The organism is Catenuloplanes atrovinosus, from assembly GCF_031458235.1.
Taxonomy (GTDB): Bacteria; Actinomycetota; Actinomycetes; order Mycobacteriales; family Micromonosporaceae; genus Catenuloplanes; species Catenuloplanes atrovinosus.
Map to the genome: position 1 here is coordinate 2,352,013 of NZ_JAVDYB010000001.1, position 16,310 is coordinate 2,368,322.

Consider the following 16,310-nt stretch of genomic DNA (forward strand, 5'->3'; position numbering starts at 1 on the left):
CCCCCATCCCCGCCACGGACCGCCGTGAGCCGTCCCTATCGCCCCATCGGCGCGATCGGCTCCCAGTTGAGAGGAGCGGATTGTCTTAACTGTGGCGTTTTCGATGCCGATGCGAGTGACAGGGGCCGCGGAGGGGGCGACGATGCTGTCCAGACGGGTGTTCGTGGACCGGTGGCTCTGCGCCACCGACACGATGCTGGGCCAGATCCGGACGCTGTTCCTCGCGCTGCTGATGCTGTGGCCCGCGTTCGGCCTGTGGGGCGTCGAGACGCACGGCGACATCCGCCGGGCCGTGGTCGTCGTCGTCATGATCGTGGTGCTCCAGGCGTGGTCGTACTCCGGGTACCGCCGCCAGGCCTTCCCCGCCTGGAGCTGGATCCCCGAGGGCGCGTGCGTCCTGCTGGTGCTGGGCGCCTCCGACTTCGTGGCCGCCACCGGGCTGTGCTTCATCTGGGTCAGCTTCCGCGCGCTCTACGGACGGCTGCGCGAGCAACTCCTCGGCGCGTCCGTGGTGGCGGGCATCATGGTCACCGGCCGCGAGGTGTTCCACACCGGCTCCGGCGGCACCGTCTCGCTGATGTTCACCGCGCTGCTGTCGCTGATCGTCAGCCACGTGCTCGCCCGGGCCGGCCGCGCGCGGGACCGCGCCGCGGCCCGGGAGAGCGCGATGGCGTCGGCCGGCGCCGGCCTGGCGGCGTCCACCACCCGCGCGGACGTGCTGGACGTCGCGCTCGGCGCCGCGCTGGCGCTGGACCGTGAGGTGAACGCGGCGTTGATCTTCACGGTGGCCGGCCCGGCGCTGCACGTCATCGCCGCGGCCGGGCAGGTCGGCACGGAGGCGGTCGGCTGGGTCACCGAGCTGGACCGGCTGCCCCGGCAGGCCCGGGACACGCTGCGCTCCGGCGGCTACACCGTGATCACGGAGGAGGCCGCCGACTCGCTGACCACCACGCTGCGGCTGCCGCGGCACCGGGCGGTCGCGATGGCGCCGCTGGTGGCGCATGAGAGCACGTTCGGCATGCTGGTGCTCGGCCTCGACCGCCGCCCGGTCGACGACCTCTCCGCCCCGGTCCTCACGCTGGCCGGCGAGACCGCGCTGACGCTGGACCAGTTGCTCATCAGGTCCCGGCTGAGCGTGGTGGTCGAGCACCTGCCGGACGCGCTGCTGCTGGCCGGCGAGGCCGGGACCATCCGGTTCGTGAACCCGGCCGCCGAGTCCATGTTCGGCCGCCGGCAGGACGACCTGGTCGGCGAGCCGGTCTGGCGGCTGGTGCACCCGCAGGACGTACCGTCCCTGCTGGAAGCCGGCCCGTCGCCCCGGCTGTGCCGCATGCGGGGCAGCGACGACCTGCCGTGGGTCGAGGTGGAGGCGGTGCTCGAGCACGCGACCGAGCACGACGGCTCGCGCAGCATCGTGCTGACCGCGCGCGACGTCTCCGAGCGGCAGCGCCTGGAGCTGGAGCTGCGGCACGCGCAGAAGCTGGAGTCGATCGGCCGGCTCGCGGCCGGCATCGCGCACGAGATCAACACGCCCATCCAGTTCATCGGCGACAACGTCCGGTTCATGGAGAACTCCTTCGCCGACCTGGTACGGCTCTGGGCCACCTACCGGGAGCTGGCCGCGGCCGCCGGCGGGCCGGACGACCTGACCGAGACCCGCCGGCGCATCGACGAGATGGCCGAGGAGATCGAGATGGACTACCTCATGGAGGAGGTGCCGGCCGCGATCGCGCAGACGCTCAAGGGCGTCAACCGGGTGGCCGGGATCGTGCGCGCCATGAAGGCGTTCGGTCATCCCGGCACGGAGGAGAAGGCGCCGGCGAACCTCACCGAGGCGATCCAGAACACGCTCGTGGTCGCGAACAACGAGATCAAGTACGTGGCGGACGTGGAGACCGACCTGGCCGACCTGCCGCCGGTCTACTGCCACCTCGGCGACGTCAACCAGGTGATGCTGAACCTGCTGGTCAACGCGGCGCACGCGATCGCCGACGCGGACCGCGGCCGGGGCACCATCCGGGTGTCCACCAGGGTGGACGGCGGTCATGTGGTGATCGACGTGGCCGACACCGGCACCGGCGTGCCGCCGGAGATCGCCGACAAGCTGTTCGAGCCGTTCTTCACCACCAAGGAGGTGGGCACCGGCACCGGCCAGGGCCTCGCGCTGGTACGGAACCTGATCACCGACCGGCACGGCGGCACCGTCGACTTCACCAGCGAGGTCGGCGTCGGCACGGTGTTCACGGTCCGGCTGCCGATCTCGCCGGGTGACCTGGCGGGCGCGTCCGCGCGCCCGGTGGAGGTGCACCGGTGAGCGAGCGACCGCACGTGCTGTTCGTCGACGACGAGCCGATGATCATTGACGGGCTGCGCCGCATGCTGCGGACCTGCCGCGAACGCTGGGCCATGTCGTTCGCCGCGAGCGGCGCGGCGGCGCTGGAGATCATGCGGACGCGGCCGTGCGACGTGGTGGTGACCGACTACCGCATGCCCGAGATGGACGGTGCCGCGCTGCTGGAGCAGGTGCGCGTCGAGTTCCCCGGCACGGTGCGGATCATCCTGTCCGGCCAGACCAACGAGGACAACCTGCTGCGGATCATGGTGCTGGCGCACGAGATGCTGAGCAAGCCCACCACGCCGGAGATGCTGATCGCCGCGGTCGACCGGCTCCTCCAGGTGCGCATGCGCACGGACGACGGGCAGCAGACCGCGGTGGCGTACGTCGAGTCGCTGCCGAGCCCGCCACACACGTTCGCCGAACTGCTCGCGGCGCTCGACGCGGACGACGCCTCGGCCCGCTCGGTCAGCACCGTGATCGAGAAGGACCCGGCCGCGGCAGCGAAGGTGCTGCACCTGGCGAACTCGTCCGCGTACACCACCGGCCACAAGGTCAGCGACGTCGCGCAGGCGGTCACGCTGCTCGGCCTGCACACCGTACGCGGCCTGGTGATGATGCACGACCTGATCCGGGTCTTCGACGCGGACGGCGCGCTGCCGTCCGAGTGGATCGACGGGCTCACCACGCACGCGGTCGAGACGTCCCGGCTGGCCCGGCTGCTCGGCGCCGGAACCGGCTGGGAGAGCCACGCCTTCACCGCCGGCCTGCTGCACGAGGTCGGCCAACTCGTGCTGGCGTCGGCCCGGCCGAAGGACTTCCGCACCGTGCTGGACGCCTGGGCGTCGGGTGGCGGCGGCCTGGCCGATCACGAGGAGGCGGCCTTCGAGGCCTCGCACGTACAGGTAGGCACCAGCCTGCTGGGCCTGTGGGGCCTGCCGACGGAGGTGATCGACGCGATCGCCCGGCACACCGCCGCGCCGGCCCCCGGCCCGATCCCGGACGCGGCGGCGGCGGTAGCGCTCGCCCACGTGGTCATGGAGGCCGACCTCGGCGCCGTCTGCGGCCCCCACGACGCCACACACCCCGACGACGACCACCTCGACGCGGCGGCGCTTGCGGCGATCGCCCAATGGCGCCGCGACCGCACCCGGCCCTGACGCCCACCCGCCACCCCCACCGCTCCCGCCACCCCACCGCTCCCGTCACCCGCCCGGTCCCGGCCACGCCACCGGCCCTCGCGCGCCGGCCCTCGCGTGCCCGCCCTCGCGCGCCGGCCCTCGCGTGCCCGCCCTCGCGCGCCGGCCCTCGCGTGCCCGCCTTCGCGTGCCCGCCCTCGCGTGCCCGCCGCCGTGCCCGCCGCGCGCGCCCGCCCTCGCGCGCCCGCCCCCGTGCCCGCCGCGCGCGCCCGCCCCCGCTGGCGCCGCTCCCTCCCGCGTCGATCTAGGGCGGATTCCGGCGCTTTGATCTCCGATCGCGTGAATATGCCCTAGATCGACGGCGGGGGGAGCCGCGGGGGCGCGGGGGGCGTGGGCGCGGACGGGCGTGGGTGGGGTCAGGCGTCGTCGGTGCCGAAGACGCGGAACTCGAGGGCGTCGGCGTGGAGTGCGACCCGGTAGCAGTGTGCGGCCAGTTGCTGGGTGGAGGTGCCGGTCAGCGGCGTGAACGACTGCGTGACCACCACCGGCACGCCGGTCGGGCCGGCCACCAGCGCGACCCGGCCGTACCCCGGCCGGCCCGACGCCGCGAGCAGCCGCTCCGGTGTGATCAGCGGCGAGGTCGGCCCCACCTCGGCCTCCATGCCGCAGAGCGTGACGCCCTCGGCGAACGGATCGGTGCCGTCGGTCAGGAAGACCTGGACCACGTGGGTACGCCCGCCGGGCAGCGGCACGGTGACGTCGAGATGGCCGTCGTGCTCGGTCCACTCCGCGCCGAGCCGTTCCGCGACCGCGGGGATGCGCTGCCGGAGACGGCCGATTCGGCCCGAGGCGACCGCGGCCGGCGGCAGGGCCGACTCCGGTCCGGCCGGGTCCGGCGGGATCGGCGCGTCGGTGAGCAGCCACCGCTGGATCAGGTCGTCCAGGCCGACGTCGGCGTCGCGGCCCTCCTCCAGGAAGTCGACCGCGCGTTGCAGCGTGACCGGCCGGCCCCAGCCGGCGACCAGCGGGTACCCGCCGAGCGCGGTACGCCAGGCGGGCGCGTACGCGCCGACGTAGCAGGCACCGAAGATCACCAGGCGCAGCGCCGCCGAGACCGCCGCGGCGTCGAGGTCGGCGGGGGAGACGATCGTGCCGTCGCAGCACTCCAGGCTGCCGTCCGGGCCGCCGTGCGAGCTCCAGTAGATGCCGGCCGGGACCAGGCCGCCCGCGCCGGTGACCGCGTCCAGCAGATCCTCGCGGGTCGCCTGCCGGTCCACGATCACGGTGTATCCGGCGGCGCGCAGCACCGCCACGTCGTCGCCGATCTCGTCGAGTTCCGCGGCCATCATGCCGGGATCCTGCGTACCCGCGGTCTTGTAGCCGAACAGGAACAGGAACGCCTTGCCGTCGCCGATGCCGGACCCGGTCGGCGCGTGCACCTCGCGGGCGGCCGGGTCGTCGCCGCGCGCCCCCTCGGTCCAGTGCTTCGGCCCCGGCTTCCGCCCAGCCCATTCCGCCGGTACGTACACCTCGCTCGTGCCCGGCTCTGCCGGCTCGCTGAGGTCCTGGGGTGGTCGGCGCTGAGCCGATGATTCGCTCGCAAGCTCGCTTGTGCCGGGCTTTGTGGGTTTGCTGGGGTTTTGGGGTGGTCGGCGCTGAGCCGATGATTCGCTCGCAAGCTCGCTTGTGCCGGGCTCTGCCGGCTCGCTGGGGTTTTGGGGTGGTCGGCGCTGAGCCGATGATTCGTTCGCAAGCTCGCTTGTGCCGGGCTCTGCCGGCTCGCTGAGGTCCTGGGGTGGTCGGCGGTGAGCCGATGATTCGCTCGCAAGCTCGCTCATTAGAACTCGTCCCGCTCGGAGTGCTGCTTCTCCAGGTGGTCCGCGGTCATGGCGAGGGCGCGCAGCGGCAGCGCGAACTCGTCCGGGTCCAGCGTGGCCAGCGACGCCTGGTGGATCAGGAAGTAGTCGCCGTCCTCGTCGGTGGCGAGCGCGCCCAGCGAGAACTCCGCGTTCTTCCGCAGCGCCGCCCGCGGTGACATCTCGTCCGCCGCGCACACGTAACTGCGGAACTCCACCCAGTCCTGCTCGCTGTACGCGAAGCGGCTGACCGTCACCTGCTGCGAGCGCCCCGACTCGTACTGCCAGATCAGCGAGAACGCATCCTCCTCGTCCTTGACCAGCGTGTACGCGGTGCGTGCGTGCTCACGAAGCTCGTGCCATGTCGGCATGGATCGCGCCGTCCTGTCCTGCGGTGATCGGGAACGGCGCAGCCTAACCCGTACCGATGGACGGGTGATCACTGAGGACGGTGCACGTCCCTCACCAGCCGGTCGTCCCCGGCCCGCCCTTGAACGGCCCCACGATCCCGTCCGTGATCCACCCGCCGTAGAAGTCGCCCTCCTGCGCCCGGACCACCTCCCCGTCGACCCGGCACTCGTCCACCCGCCCGGGAAAGAACGCCAGCGCACCCGCCAGCGCCGCGTAGCCCGGCGAGGGCTCCTCGTACGACCAGGCCGCCCGCGCCACCCGGGCACCCGGCGTCACCAGGTCCCAGTAGCTCGCCACGCCCTTGAACTCACAGAACGTCCGATGATCCGGATCGGCGCGCAGCAGCCCGTCCGTGACGTCCGCGCGCGGCACGTAGTAGACCGGCGGATGCGACGTCTCCAGCACCCGCCAGCAGTTCACGCTCTCCGCCACCAGCACCCCCGCGTGCCGGATCTCCACCCGCGCCGCACTCCGCTCCAGCCTCGGCGGCCGCGGATAATCCCACACCGACTCCATCCCGCCATTGTTCCCGCTTCCGCCCGCGCCACGCGCGGTCATGGACGGTCTCAGAGGTTCTTGCGGCCGCGGGCGCCGAGCGGGACCTCGGCCGGGTCGATCGCGGTGGCGGTCACGTTCTTGTAGGCGTAGCCGTGGGAGTCGAGCCACTCGCAGGCCAGCAGTTCGCCGCGGGTCGCGGTGACGTCGAGCGCCTCGTCCTCGGGGGCGTCGAGCAGGTAGCGGAACGTGAAGAACGGGCGCGTGACGTCGTAGGCGAGGTAGCCGTCGGGCGTGTACGCGGTGTTCAGGAAGTCGTGGTCGGCGGCCTCGGCGCGCAGCGTCGCCGTCTGGGCGGGGGTCAGACTGTCGAAGGCGCCACGCACGGTGACCCTGATTCCACGGCTCATGCCGCGAACCGTATCCATCGCGAGGCCGGCCACGCACCGGGTTATCGCGCGGCGCATGTCGGTGGGCGGCCCTCGGCCTCGCCACGCCACCGGACGGCGGCCACCATGAGGAACCGCCCCACGGTGGCCGCCGATCCGATCAGGTCAGCAGGCCTGCACGACATTGAAACGGCGCGCTCACGATGGCGGAGCGGTTCTGGTTCTTGATGTAGGCGCGGGCGCCACCGTCGTTGTTCTTGAAATACCAGCCTTCGCCGTTCCAATTCTGCAACGCCCAGTCAGAGCCGTTCCGGCGGCAGTGATAGAACGTTGAGCTGCACCGCCAGTCATGTCGGCCCCTTCGGAAGGTCCGTCCCCACCGCAGCCGAACACGCGCTCGTGGGCGGGGCCACTCTCCGTCCAGAAGAAGGCAACGATCAGTGATCGTCCCTCATCCCGCGTGGCGGTCGGCCTCGACGTGGTGCGGCTCCGGCGCGGAACCCGATCGCGCCTCGGTCGCGGACCACCACGAAGCGGCGCGGCCGACTCGAAGGTGGCGACCGTGGAACAACCGCTTCTCCGATGGGTACGACGGCGTAGGCTGTCCGGATTCGTCGGGAGGAGATCAACGGTGAAGCAGGCGCAACGGCTCAAGAGCGTCCGGTACGACATCCGCGGGCCGGTGCTGCGCCGGGCTCAGGAACTGGAGGCCGCCGGTCACCGAATCCTGAAGCTGAACCTGGGCAACCCGGCGCCGTGGGGCCTGAACACCCCCGACCCGATCATGGCTGACGTGGTGCAGAACCTCGGTGTCGCGCAGGGGTACAGCGACGCCCGGGGCATCTACTCCGCGCGCGTCGCGGTCGCGCAGTACTACCAGTCGCGCGGCGTGACCGAGGTGCAGCCCGACGACGTGATGCTCGGCAACGGCGTCTCCGAGTTGATCGTGATGACGTTGCAGGCGCTGCTGGACACCGGCGACGAGGTGCTGGTGCCGAGCCCGGACTACCCGCTCTGGACCGCCGCGGTCACCCTGTGCAGCGGACGCGCGGTGCACTACCGGTGTGACGAGAGCGCGGGCTGGCTGCCCGACCTGGAGCACATCGAGGCCCAGATCACGCCGAACACGCGCGCCCTGGTGATCATCAACCCGAACAACCCGACCGGCGCGGTCTACTCCAAGGACGTGCTGCTCGGGATGTTGGACCTGGCCCGCCGGCACGGGCTGCTGGTGCTGGCGGACGAGATCTACGACAAGATCATCTTCGATGACGCGGTGCACCACACCGCGGCCGCGCTCGCGCCGGACGTACCCGTGATCAGTATGGGCGGGCTGTCCAAGACCTACCGGGCGGCCGGCTTCCGCTCCGGCTGGCTGGCGATGAGCGGCTTCACCGCGCGCGACGCCGAGTACGTCGACGGCCTGCAACTGCTGGCCAACATGCGCCTGTGCCCGAACGTGCCGGCCCAGCACGCGGTGCAGACCGCGCTCGGCGGATACCAGAGCATCGAGCGCCTGATCGAGCCCGGCGGCCGCCTCCACGAGCAGCGCACCCGCTCGTGGAAGGCGATCACGTCCATCCCCGGCGTGGAGTGCGTGCTGCCGGACGGCGCGCTCTACCTCTTCGCCCGCCTGGACCCGGCCGTCCACAAGATCCGTGACGACGAGCAGCTCATCATCGACCTGCTCGACCAGCAGCACCTCCTGCTCTCCCACGGCAGCGGCTTCAACCTCGACACCCCCGACCACATCCGCCTGGTCTTCCTCGCCCCGATGGAGGTCCTCGACGACGCCATCGGCCGCCTCGGCACCTTCCTCTCGACCTACCGCCAGTAGCGGCGCGTCCCGCGGCCGCGGTTCCCTCCGGCAGAACCTGGTCCGAGCGCGCCCCCGGCGGGTAAGACATGAGGCATGTATGTGATTCGTGAGAAGTTCTTCTCCATCGGCGACGACTTCGACGTGCTCGACGCGAACGGCGCCAAGGTCCTGCACGTCGACGGCAAGGTGCTCAGCGTGCGCGACAAGGTGGTGATCGAGGACCTCTCCGGCGAGGAGGTCGCCAGCGTCCACCGCCACCTGGTCTCGCTGCGCCCCACTTACGAGATCCGCGTCGGCGGCGAGAAGGCCGCGGAGGTCAAGAAGAAGCTGTTCACGCCGTTCCGGGAGAAGTTCACCATCGACGTCCCCGGCCCCGACGACCTGGAGATGAAGGGCGACCTGCTCGACCACGAGTACGTCATCGAGCGCGGTGGCAGCCGGGTCGCCGAGGTCTCCAAGCGGTGGCTGACCATCCGCGACACCTACGCGGTCGAGGTCGCCCCGGGCGAGAACCCGCTGCTGGTCATCGGCGCGGTGCTGGCGCTCGACCTCGCGATGGAGCGCGAGGAGAAGAAGAAGGACCGAAAAGACGACTGAGGCCTTCCCGCTCCCGGCGCGGTGCGGCCCGCATGCTCCCGCGGGCACCGGTCGGCCGTTGGCCGGCCTCCCTGCCGGTCCCGCACCTGGTCACCACGACCCGAGGGTCGCCCGGCAACTCGGGCGACCCCTTCCCTCCGCGCCGTCCTCCCGGCGCCGGCATCGATCCCGGATGCCGGGGCATCCCGGTTCCACAGCGGCACTCAGCGGAAGCCCGCCACCGTCAGCAGGAGCCAGCCGCCCGCGGTGAGCGGGACCGACCAGGCCAGCGTCAGCAGGCGATCGCGCCAGGTGCGGGCGAGCAGCGCGATCGCCAGCGCCCCCAGCCCGGCCACCAGGGCCGCGTAGGCGAGCTGCTCGCCGGCCGGGTAGCTCGGGTCGCCGATTCGCAGCGCCTGTAGCAGCGCCTCGGCGAAGAGGACGGCGGCGGGGAGCGCGAGCGCCGGGAGACGCCACCACCCGGTCCCGCGGGCCAGCACGCCGCCGGCGCCGAACACCAGACCGGCCACCACGCCGAAGCCCATCCAGACGACGGCGGTGGCGTTGTAGAGGTTGGCCCAGTCGTCGTTCTGGATCAGCGAGGCGGCCAGGTAGTAGCTGGGCACCGCGAGGACCAGGCAGACGATGGCGGCGGCCACGGACACCGGCAGGCGCCACCGGCCCCAGTAGGTGAGCAGGAACGCGGCGACCGCCCACGTCGCCAGGGAGTTGCCCAGGCCGGCGACCGGCGACGGCAGGAACTTGATCCACAGGAAGTCCACGAAGCCCAGCAGCAGACCGGCCAGCGGGGCGGCGACGACCACATGCCGCGCGAATCTCATGGCAGCCGATCCTAGGGCGTGTTTGGTGGATCACGCCGCAGGCCGGCGAAGATCCGCCAAACACGCCCTGGTGGGGCCTCAGCCGTCCAGGTCGCAGCGCAGCGTCGCGATCCGCCAGCGGTCGTCGTCCCGCCGCAGCGTGATCGTGTAGGAGCCGGTCGCCGCCACCCCCGACGGCGTGGTGAGCAGCAGATAGGCCCGTGCCACGGCCGTTGTGCCGTCCCCGTCGTCCACGACGACGTTGGTCAGGTGGTGCCGCCGCCGTTCGGCCTGGCCCGCCGCCGCCTCGCGGACGAACTCCAGGATCGCCGCGCGGCCCGTCACCGGTCCCGGTCCCGGCCGCCCGGCGACCGTGAACGTCCAGGTGGCGTCCTCGGTCAGCACCGCGGCCAGGCCGTCCGGGTCGTGCCCGTCCAGCGCGAACGCGTACCGTCCCAGCGCGCGCCGGACCTCGTGTTCCACGTCGCCGGCCATCACGCCACCGCCAGCACGATCTTGCCCCGGAGGTGGCCGCGCGCCGCGCGCTCGTGTGCCGCCCGCGCCTCCGCCAGCGGGAACACGCTGTCGACCGCCACCCGCACCGTACCGTCGTCGAGCAGGCGCCCGAGCTCGGCGAGCTGCGCGCCGCTGGAGCGCACCTGGCTCGTCGACACGGTGACACCGAGCCGCGCGACCTCGGCCGGGTCGAACTCGCCGAAGAACACCGGGAACAGCGCACCGCCGCGCCGCACCGTGCGCAGGAAGCGGCTGCTGCCCGCGCCGCCGACGCAGTCGAGCACCAGGTCGACGTCGCGCACGATCTCCTCCGGCCGCTGCCGGGTGTAGTCGATCACCTCGTCCGCGCCGATCGCGCGCAGGAACGCATCGTGCGCGCCCGACGCCACCGCGATCACCCGCGCGCCCCGCCACTTCGCCAGCTGCACGCCGAAGTGGCCGACGCCGCCCGCGGCGCCGTTGACCAGCACGGTCGTGCCGGCGCCGAGCGGGACCGGGCGGTGCCGCTCCTCCTGGAACGGCGACGGATGGTCGTGCCCGACCTCGATCATGAACTGCCACGCGGTCAGGCCCGCCATCGGCGCGCCCGCCGCCCGCACGTGGTCGATGCCGGCCGGCTTGCGCGCCAGGTCGGACGCGGGCGCGGCCACGTACTCGGCGTACGCGCTGCCGTCGAAGCCGGGGAAGCGCAGCATGCCGTACACCTCGTCGCCGACGGCGAAGCCGTCCACGTCCTCGCCGACCGCCGCGACCACGCCGGACACGTCCGTCCCCGGGCTCAGCGGCAGCTCGATCGCCGGGCGCAGGTGCGCGGGCATCACGGTCAAACCCTCGCGCACGTACCAGTCCGGCGGGTTGACGCCCACCGCGTGCACCCGGACCAGCACCTCGCCCGCCTTCGGCTCGGGGACCGGCACCTCCTCGTAGCTCAGCACCTCCGGGCCGCCGAACTCGTGCAACCGAATCGCCTTCATGCTGTCGTCCTCTTTCTCGTGGTGCTCCGTGCCCCTCAAGTCAAACTCCGGTGTGGACCGGCCGTCCAAGACCTGATCGGTACCCCGCTATACCGAATCCGTATGGGCCCGCGATAGCCTGGGGATCGTGAACGACCTGGGGCAGGATCTGGAACTGCGGCTGGTGCGCTACTTCACGGTCGTGGCGGAACATCTGAACTTCGGTCGCGCGGCCACCGAGCTGCATCTGGCGCAGCCGTCGCTGAGCCGCCAGATCCAGCGCCTGGAGCAACGCCTCGGCGTCCGCCTGCTGGACCGCACGCCGCACGGCAACCTGCTCACCGAGGCGGGCAAGGCCTTCCTGCCGGAGGCCAAGGCGCTGCTGCGCGCCGCCCACCGGGCGACCGTGACCGCCCGCGCGCACGCGCCGGTGGCCGGCCTCACCATCGGGTACGTCGAGGATCTGATCATCACGCCCGCGGTCCGGGAGCTGCGCCGCCGCCACCCGGGGGCACGGATCGACGTCCGCTTCCTGGACTGCCGGGAGACGTCGGCGCTCACCGAGGGCCGCGTCGACGCGCTGGTCGCCCGCGCCCCGCTGCCGTTCGCGGCCGGCGAGGTGTCGATCGGCACGCTCTACCGCGAGCCGCGGGTGCTGCTCGTGCCGGCCGGCCACGCGCTGGCCGCGCGCGTGTCGGTGAGCACGGCGGACCTGGCCGGTTACGCGCCGTTCCCGTGCGCGCTCACCGATCCCGCGTACCGGCTGCTCGGCACGGGTCCGGTGCCGGCCGGACCCGCGGTCGAGAGCTACCAGGACAAGCTGGAGCTGGTCGCGGCCGGGGAGGCGATCGCGGTCGTACCGGAGGGGGACCGGCGCAGCATGCTCCGCCCCGAACTGGCCACGGTGCCGATCACGGACGCGCCCGCCAGCGAGGTCGTCCTCGCCACCCGGCCCGGCGACCCGAACCCGCTGATCCGCGACTTCCGCGCGGCGGCCCGGGAGCACCTGGGCCGGCAGGTCGTCGGCGTGCGCTGAGCGTGCGGGCCGGCCGCCGGGAAATGTCGGTGGGGTCCGCTAACCTGCGCCGCGTGACCGACACAGTGCAGGGGCGGCTGCCGACCGCCGAGGAAGAGGCCCGGTTCTGGGCGTTGATCGAGTCCGTGTGGGCGTCGCTGGGCGACGAGCCGGCCGCGCTGCGGCGCGCGCTGGTCTCCGGCGACGACGGCAACATCGAGCCGGCCGGGATCGGCGCCTGGCTGAACCGGTTCCACGAGCGGCTGGTCGAGGCGACCGCGGAGCTGACCGCGCCGGAACTGGTCGCGCTCGACCGGGTGGTGGAGCGCAAGCTCTACGACATCGACCGCGCCGACGTGCACGAGGTGACCGACGGCTCCGACGACGGTTTCCTCTACGCCCGCGGCTTCATCGTGGCGCTCGGCCGCGACTACTACGAGGCCGTGCGGGCCGATCCGGCGTCCGCGGCGTGCGACGGCTCCTTCGAGCGGATGTGCTACTTCTTCGCCTCGCGGCTGGAGGACCGCTTCGGCACCTGGCCCGACACGGGGTCCGGCATCTCCCGGGAGACGGGCAGCAACCACGCCGGATGGCCGGACTAACCGGCCACGACCAGGGGCGGCACCGTGCGCAGACCCGGCGCCACCACCAGCGCGACCCGGCCGCCCTCGGAGCCGGGGAGGATCTCGTGCCGGCCGATCGGCCCGCCCGCGGCGGCCCAGTCCCACTCCGCCGCCGGCACCGCGCTGACCAGCGTGGCCGCGCCGTCCCGGGCCTTGATGAGCGCGCGGATCACCTCGGCGTCGTTGCGCCAGCCGGCGTCGCCGAGCAACCCGTCCACGGTGTCGCCGAGCCGGCGGTGACGGTCGTCCGGCTCGGCGGCGGAGTCCAGCAGGACCCGGCACAGCGCGCGCATGGCCGCGCCGCGCGCATGCGCCGCGGGCTCGGCGTGCGCGGCCGGCGCGGTGGGCGGGCGCCGGGTCAGCGCCTTGGCGATGCGCACCAGCGGTCCGGACCGCCAGGCGGCGTAGCGCTCCGTGAGCCGATCACCGGTGGCGGGCGGCGGGGGCGTGCGCAGCGCCCGCAGCTCGGCCCGGAGCGCGGCCAGTTCCGCGCGCAGCTCGCGGTGCCGGTTCGCGCGCACCTGCTTTCGAATCCGCATGATCCCGGACCCTATCAGTCGTTATTCGTGCGCCATTAAAAAGGTTGTGCGGCCCGCCGCGGGTCACTAACGTGTATTCCAGCACCGAGCGAGACCGGCAGGAGCCGGGCCGACAGGGAGAGATGGGGTGGCGACGATGATGTGGCAGTCGCTGCGCAGTTGCGTCGCCATCGTGGAGCGACCTGGTTCATCGGTTCGGGGCCATGTGGGTTTCCGTGGCGTGAGGCGCCGGTGCGGCCTGGGGTGAGGCATACCCCGGCACCCCGCGCCGCCTGCGTCCGAGACCCGGACCGGGCGGCTTTTTCGTACCCCCTATGGGTGTAGCTCAATTGGTAGAGCGACGGCTTCCAAAACCGTGAGTTGCGGGTTCGAGTCCTGCCACCCGTGCGCTTTTTCCTGCACATTTCACAATGTGTGCGGAATTGCTGGTTGACAATTGCACAGCGGATGGTTTCACGCGGTTGTAGCACAACGGTAGTGCGGCTGCTTGCCATGCAGCAGACCGGGGTTCGACTCCCCGTAACCGCTCTCGACGACAGATCAGGAACGACATGAAGGGAGGATCCGGTGGACGTGCTGGTGCTGAACGCCGACCTCGGCCCGTTACACCGGGTCAGTCTCCGCCACGCGGTGCGGATGCTGGTGCGCCGCGTGGCGGAGGTTCACGAGTCGCGACCCGACACGCAGATCGGGGTCTGGCCGGTCCCGACCGTGGTCCGGCTGGTCACCTACGTGGTGACCCGCTGGCGCCACTCCCGGGGCCCCGCCTGGTCGCGGGCCGGCGTGCTGGTGCGGGACGGCCGGCGCTGCGCCTACTGCGGCGGCCACGCCTCGACCATCGACCACGTGCTGCCCCGCTCGCGCGGCGGCCGCAACTCGTGGGCGAACACCGTCGCCGCGTGCGGCGCATGTAACCAGCGCAAGGGTGATCGCACGCCGTCCGAGGCGCGCATGCCCCTGCGATTCCGGCCGGTCGCCCCCACCTGGGCGGCCCTGGCCAGGTGACGCGGTGGGCCGTCCACACGGCCCACCGCGTCCCGATGCGGGCTGGTGCAATCCGGCAGCACATCCGGCTCTGGACCGGACGATGGGGGTTCGAGTCCTCCGCCCGCAGCGCACCACCCCGGGGAGAGCTGGCCGAGCGGTCCAAGGCGGCGGTTTGCTACACCGCAGCAGGGGTGCCAACCTCTGCCGAGGGTTCGAATCCCTCGCTCTCCTCCACGCCTCTGTAGCTCAGCGGATAGAGCACCGGATTACGGATCCGGGGGCCGGGAGTTCGACTCTCTCCAGAGGCACGATGCGTCTGCCATCAAAGGATTCCCATGAGGCATCCTGCCGTCATGGGTACGTGACAGCCGTCGCCCGCCGCGCCGGCCTATCATCCGTCCCCGCGCGGCCGCCGTTCACCATACGGGGATCATGATCTACCGGCTGTCCGGGGGCGAGGACGGCCTGCTGGAGGCGGTCTCGGCGCCCGGCGGCGATTCGCCGCACCGCCCGGCACCGGCAGATCGCTTCGGCCTCGCGTACGGGATGTGGCGCAGTGGTAGCGCACCGGTCTGGGGGACCGGGGGCCGCCGGTTCGAGTCCGGCCATCCCGACGTGGCGGGCGCACGAGCCCGCCCTCTTGGAGACGCCAGCCGATTGGCGCCGGCCACCGTCCCGAAAACGGTTGGGGGTAACACCCGTGGGCGTTCGACTCGCCCCGTCTCCGCGTTCCGATAGCTCAGCAGGGAGAGCGCCGCCCCGACAAGGCGGAGGCCGCCGGTTCGACCCCGGCTCGGAACACGCCCGACGCACGCCCGCATGGCTCAGCGGAAGAGCGCCGCTCTCACACAGCGGAGGCCCCAGGTTCGATCCCTGGTGCGGGCACGGTGACCGTAGCTCAGTGGTAGAGCGCCGGACCGTGGCTCCGGAGGCCGTTCGGTTCGATCCCGACCGGTCACCCTGTTTCCCGACCATCCGCTGTGCACTCTTCCGCGGGCGACCGCCCGGCTCGACCGCGTCCCGTGGCGCCAGAACGCCGCCGTGGCGAGCGTGCACGTCCAGTGCGGCGGCCGGAACCAATCCCGGCACAACGCTCAGCTGTGGCACACGGACCTGCTGGCGAGGCGGGCCGGTGCGCGGGTTGAGCGAACGCGGGTCCATGCCGGCGGCGACTTGATCGGCTTCTCCGGCGCGCCTGCGGTGGTTGGACCATCCCGATGAACGCGGCGAGGAACGGTACGTCGACGCCGATCGGTGCGAGCGGCTGGTCGCGGCGCGTCGTGTGCGGCCCGGCGTGCCGAACGAAACCCTGGATACGGAGATACGGTGACCGGCCTTCGCCGGCCGAACCCGCACCCGACGACGGTCCCTAGTCTGCGGGATCTCGGCTCGTTCTCACTTTGTGAGGCTCAGGCACCTTATTCGGCTCGAATAAGGTGCCTGAGCCTCACAAAGTCACAGTGGACGGCCGGACCGGTTGTCAATATGGTGAAATTTCGGGCGCAAAGCGCCCGAGCCCCAACCGGCGGCCGGACCCCGCGGTCGGTCTCGCCGCCGGTCCTGCGGCCGGACCCGCGCTCGTTCCTGCGGCGCGGCTTGCCGCCGGAATCGCGTTCGGACCGGCGGCCGGATCGGCGGGCCGGTCCTGTGGTGGGGCTTGCCGCCGGAATCGCGTTCGGACCGGCGGCCGGATCGGCGGGCCGGTCCTGTGGTGGGGCTTGCCGCCGGAATCGCGTTCGGACCCGCGTTGGGACCGGCGGCCGGATCGGCGGGCCGGTCCTGTGGTGGGGCTTGCCGCCGGAATCGCGTTCGGACCCGCGTTGGGACCGGCGGCCG

General features: G+C 72.3%; 15 protein-coding genes and 9 tRNA genes. 16 read left to right on the forward strand and 8 right to left on the reverse strand.

Features of this window, described 5'->3' with window-relative positions; all coding sequences use genetic code 11:
• The first annotated feature begins 142 nt into the window (after window positions 1-142).
• Both J2S41_RS10515 and J2S41_RS10520 read left to right on the forward strand, forming a co-directional pair.
• Entirely contained in the window at window positions 143-2,314 is a 2,172-nt protein-coding gene (locus J2S41_RS10515; RefSeq protein WP_310366148.1) for a two-component system sensor histidine kinase NtrB, read from the forward strand.
• Window positions 2,311-3,495 carry an HDOD domain-containing protein gene (locus J2S41_RS10520; protein WP_310366150.1) on the forward strand — a complete coding sequence of 395 codons (1,185 nt, stop codon included), beginning with the start codon at window positions 2,311-2,313 and terminating at the stop codon, window positions 3,493-3,495. Before J2S41_RS10515 ends, J2S41_RS10520 begins: the two co-directional genes overlap by 4 nt.
• 395 nt (window positions 3,496-3,890) lie before the next feature.
• Here the strand turns inward: J2S41_RS10520 and J2S41_RS10525 are convergent, their stop codons facing one another.
• From J2S41_RS10525 to J2S41_RS10540, 4 genes are all read right to left on the reverse strand, one after another.
• Window positions 3,891-5,003 (reverse strand): caspase family protein, encoded by a 1,113-nt coding sequence (locus J2S41_RS10525; RefSeq protein ID WP_310366151.1) that lies wholly within the window; start codon window positions 5,001-5,003, stop codon window positions 3,891-3,893.
• 308 nt (window positions 5,004-5,311) lie between these two features.
• Window positions 5,312-5,701, reverse strand: coding sequence for a type III secretion system chaperone family protein (locus J2S41_RS10530; protein WP_310366154.1), 390 nt, complete (start codon window positions 5,699-5,701; stop codon window positions 5,312-5,314).
• 91 nt (window positions 5,702-5,792) lie between these two features.
• A complete protein-coding gene (locus J2S41_RS10535) occupies window positions 5,793-6,257 on the reverse strand; it encodes a DUF427 domain-containing protein (protein WP_310366156.1) in 465 nt (154 codons plus the stop codon).
• 50 nt (window positions 6,258-6,307) lie between these two features.
• Window positions 6,308-6,646 (reverse strand): DUF6204 family protein, encoded by a 339-nt coding sequence (locus J2S41_RS10540; protein WP_310366158.1) that lies wholly within the window; start codon window positions 6,644-6,646, stop codon window positions 6,308-6,310.
• A 610-nt stretch (window positions 6,647-7,256) separates the two neighbouring features.
• Between J2S41_RS10540 and J2S41_RS10545 the strand changes: the two genes are divergently transcribed.
• A complete protein-coding gene (locus J2S41_RS10545; protein ID WP_310366159.1) occupies window positions 7,257-8,462 on the forward strand; it encodes a pyridoxal phosphate-dependent aminotransferase in 1,206 nt (401 codons plus the stop codon).
• A gap of 75 nt (window positions 8,463-8,537) precedes the next feature.
• Window positions 8,538-9,041, forward strand: coding sequence for an LURP-one-related/scramblase family protein (locus tag J2S41_RS10550; RefSeq protein WP_310366161.1), 504 nt, complete (start codon window positions 8,538-8,540; stop codon window positions 9,039-9,041).
• A 203-nt stretch (window positions 9,042-9,244) separates the two neighbouring features.
• Here J2S41_RS10550 and J2S41_RS10555 read toward each other — a convergent pair whose 3' ends face one another.
• The 3 genes from J2S41_RS10555 to J2S41_RS10565 form a co-directional block, all read right to left on the reverse strand.
• Window positions 9,245-9,862, reverse strand: coding sequence for a DUF6518 family protein (locus J2S41_RS10555; RefSeq protein ID WP_310366164.1), 618 nt, complete (start codon window positions 9,860-9,862; stop codon window positions 9,245-9,247).
• A 78-nt stretch (window positions 9,863-9,940) separates the two neighbouring features.
• On the reverse strand, window positions 9,941-10,336 hold the full coding sequence (locus J2S41_RS10560; RefSeq protein ID WP_310366167.1) for a nuclear transport factor 2 family protein: 396 nt from the start codon (window positions 10,334-10,336) through the stop codon (window positions 9,941-9,943).
• Window positions 10,336-11,331, reverse strand: a complete 996-nt coding sequence (locus J2S41_RS10565) for an NADP-dependent oxidoreductase (RefSeq protein WP_310366169.1) — start codon at window positions 11,329-11,331, stop codon at window positions 10,336-10,338. Before J2S41_RS10565 ends, J2S41_RS10560 begins: the two co-directional genes overlap by 1 nt.
• A 127-nt stretch (window positions 11,332-11,458) precedes the next feature.
• Here J2S41_RS10565 and J2S41_RS10570 point away from each other — a divergent pair, with 127 nt between their 5' ends.
• Both J2S41_RS10570 and J2S41_RS10575 read left to right on the forward strand, forming a co-directional pair.
• Window positions 11,459-12,346, forward strand: coding sequence for a LysR family transcriptional regulator (locus tag J2S41_RS10570; RefSeq protein ID WP_310366172.1), 888 nt, complete (start codon window positions 11,459-11,461; stop codon window positions 12,344-12,346).
• A gap of 53 nt (window positions 12,347-12,399) precedes the next feature.
• Window positions 12,400-12,927, forward strand: coding sequence for a DUF4240 domain-containing protein (locus J2S41_RS10575; RefSeq protein WP_310366178.1), 528 nt, complete (start codon window positions 12,400-12,402; stop codon window positions 12,925-12,927).
• On the opposite strand, the gene J2S41_RS10580 is transcribed toward J2S41_RS10575, so the two are convergent.
• Window positions 12,924-13,487, reverse strand: a complete 564-nt coding sequence (locus J2S41_RS10580; protein ID WP_310366181.1) for a hypothetical protein — start codon at window positions 13,485-13,487, stop codon at window positions 12,924-12,926. The two genes, J2S41_RS10575 and J2S41_RS10580, sit on opposite strands and share 4 nt — an antisense overlap.
• A gap of 314 nt (window positions 13,488-13,801) precedes the next feature.
• Between J2S41_RS10580 and J2S41_RS10585 the strand changes: the two genes are divergently transcribed.
• The 10 genes from J2S41_RS10585 (at window position 13,802) to J2S41_RS10630 (ending at window position 15,434) form a co-directional block, all read left to right on the forward strand.
• Window positions 13,802-13,874 (forward strand) — tRNA-Trp (locus J2S41_RS10585).
• Window positions 13,875-13,944: 70 nt separating this feature from the next.
• Window positions 13,945-14,015: transfer RNA gene (locus tag J2S41_RS10590), tRNA-Gly, on the forward strand.
• A 39-nt stretch (window positions 14,016-14,054) separates the two neighbouring features.
• On the forward strand, window positions 14,055-14,492 hold the full coding sequence (locus J2S41_RS10595) for an HNH endonuclease (protein WP_310366184.1): 438 nt from the start codon (window positions 14,055-14,057) through the stop codon (window positions 14,490-14,492).
• Between the two features lie 36 nt (window positions 14,493-14,528).
• Window positions 14,529-14,601, forward strand: a tRNA-Gln gene (locus tag J2S41_RS10600).
• Between the two features lie 13 nt (window positions 14,602-14,614).
• A tRNA-Ser gene (locus J2S41_RS10605) sits at window positions 14,615-14,708 on the forward strand.
• 1 nt (window position 14,709) lies between these two features.
• A tRNA-Arg gene (locus J2S41_RS10610) sits at window positions 14,710-14,782 on the forward strand.
• A gap of 234 nt (window positions 14,783-15,016) precedes the next feature.
• Window positions 15,017-15,088, forward strand: a tRNA-Pro gene (locus J2S41_RS10615).
• 114 nt (window positions 15,089-15,202) lie between these two features.
• A tRNA-Val gene (locus J2S41_RS10620) sits at window positions 15,203-15,275 on the forward strand.
• A gap of 12 nt (window positions 15,276-15,287) precedes the next feature.
• Window positions 15,288-15,359, forward strand: a tRNA-Val gene (locus tag J2S41_RS10625).
• Window positions 15,360-15,361: 2 nt separating this feature from the next.
• Window positions 15,362-15,434: transfer RNA gene (locus tag J2S41_RS10630), tRNA-His, on the forward strand.
• The last annotated feature ends 876 nt before the right edge of the window (window positions 15,435-16,310 follow it).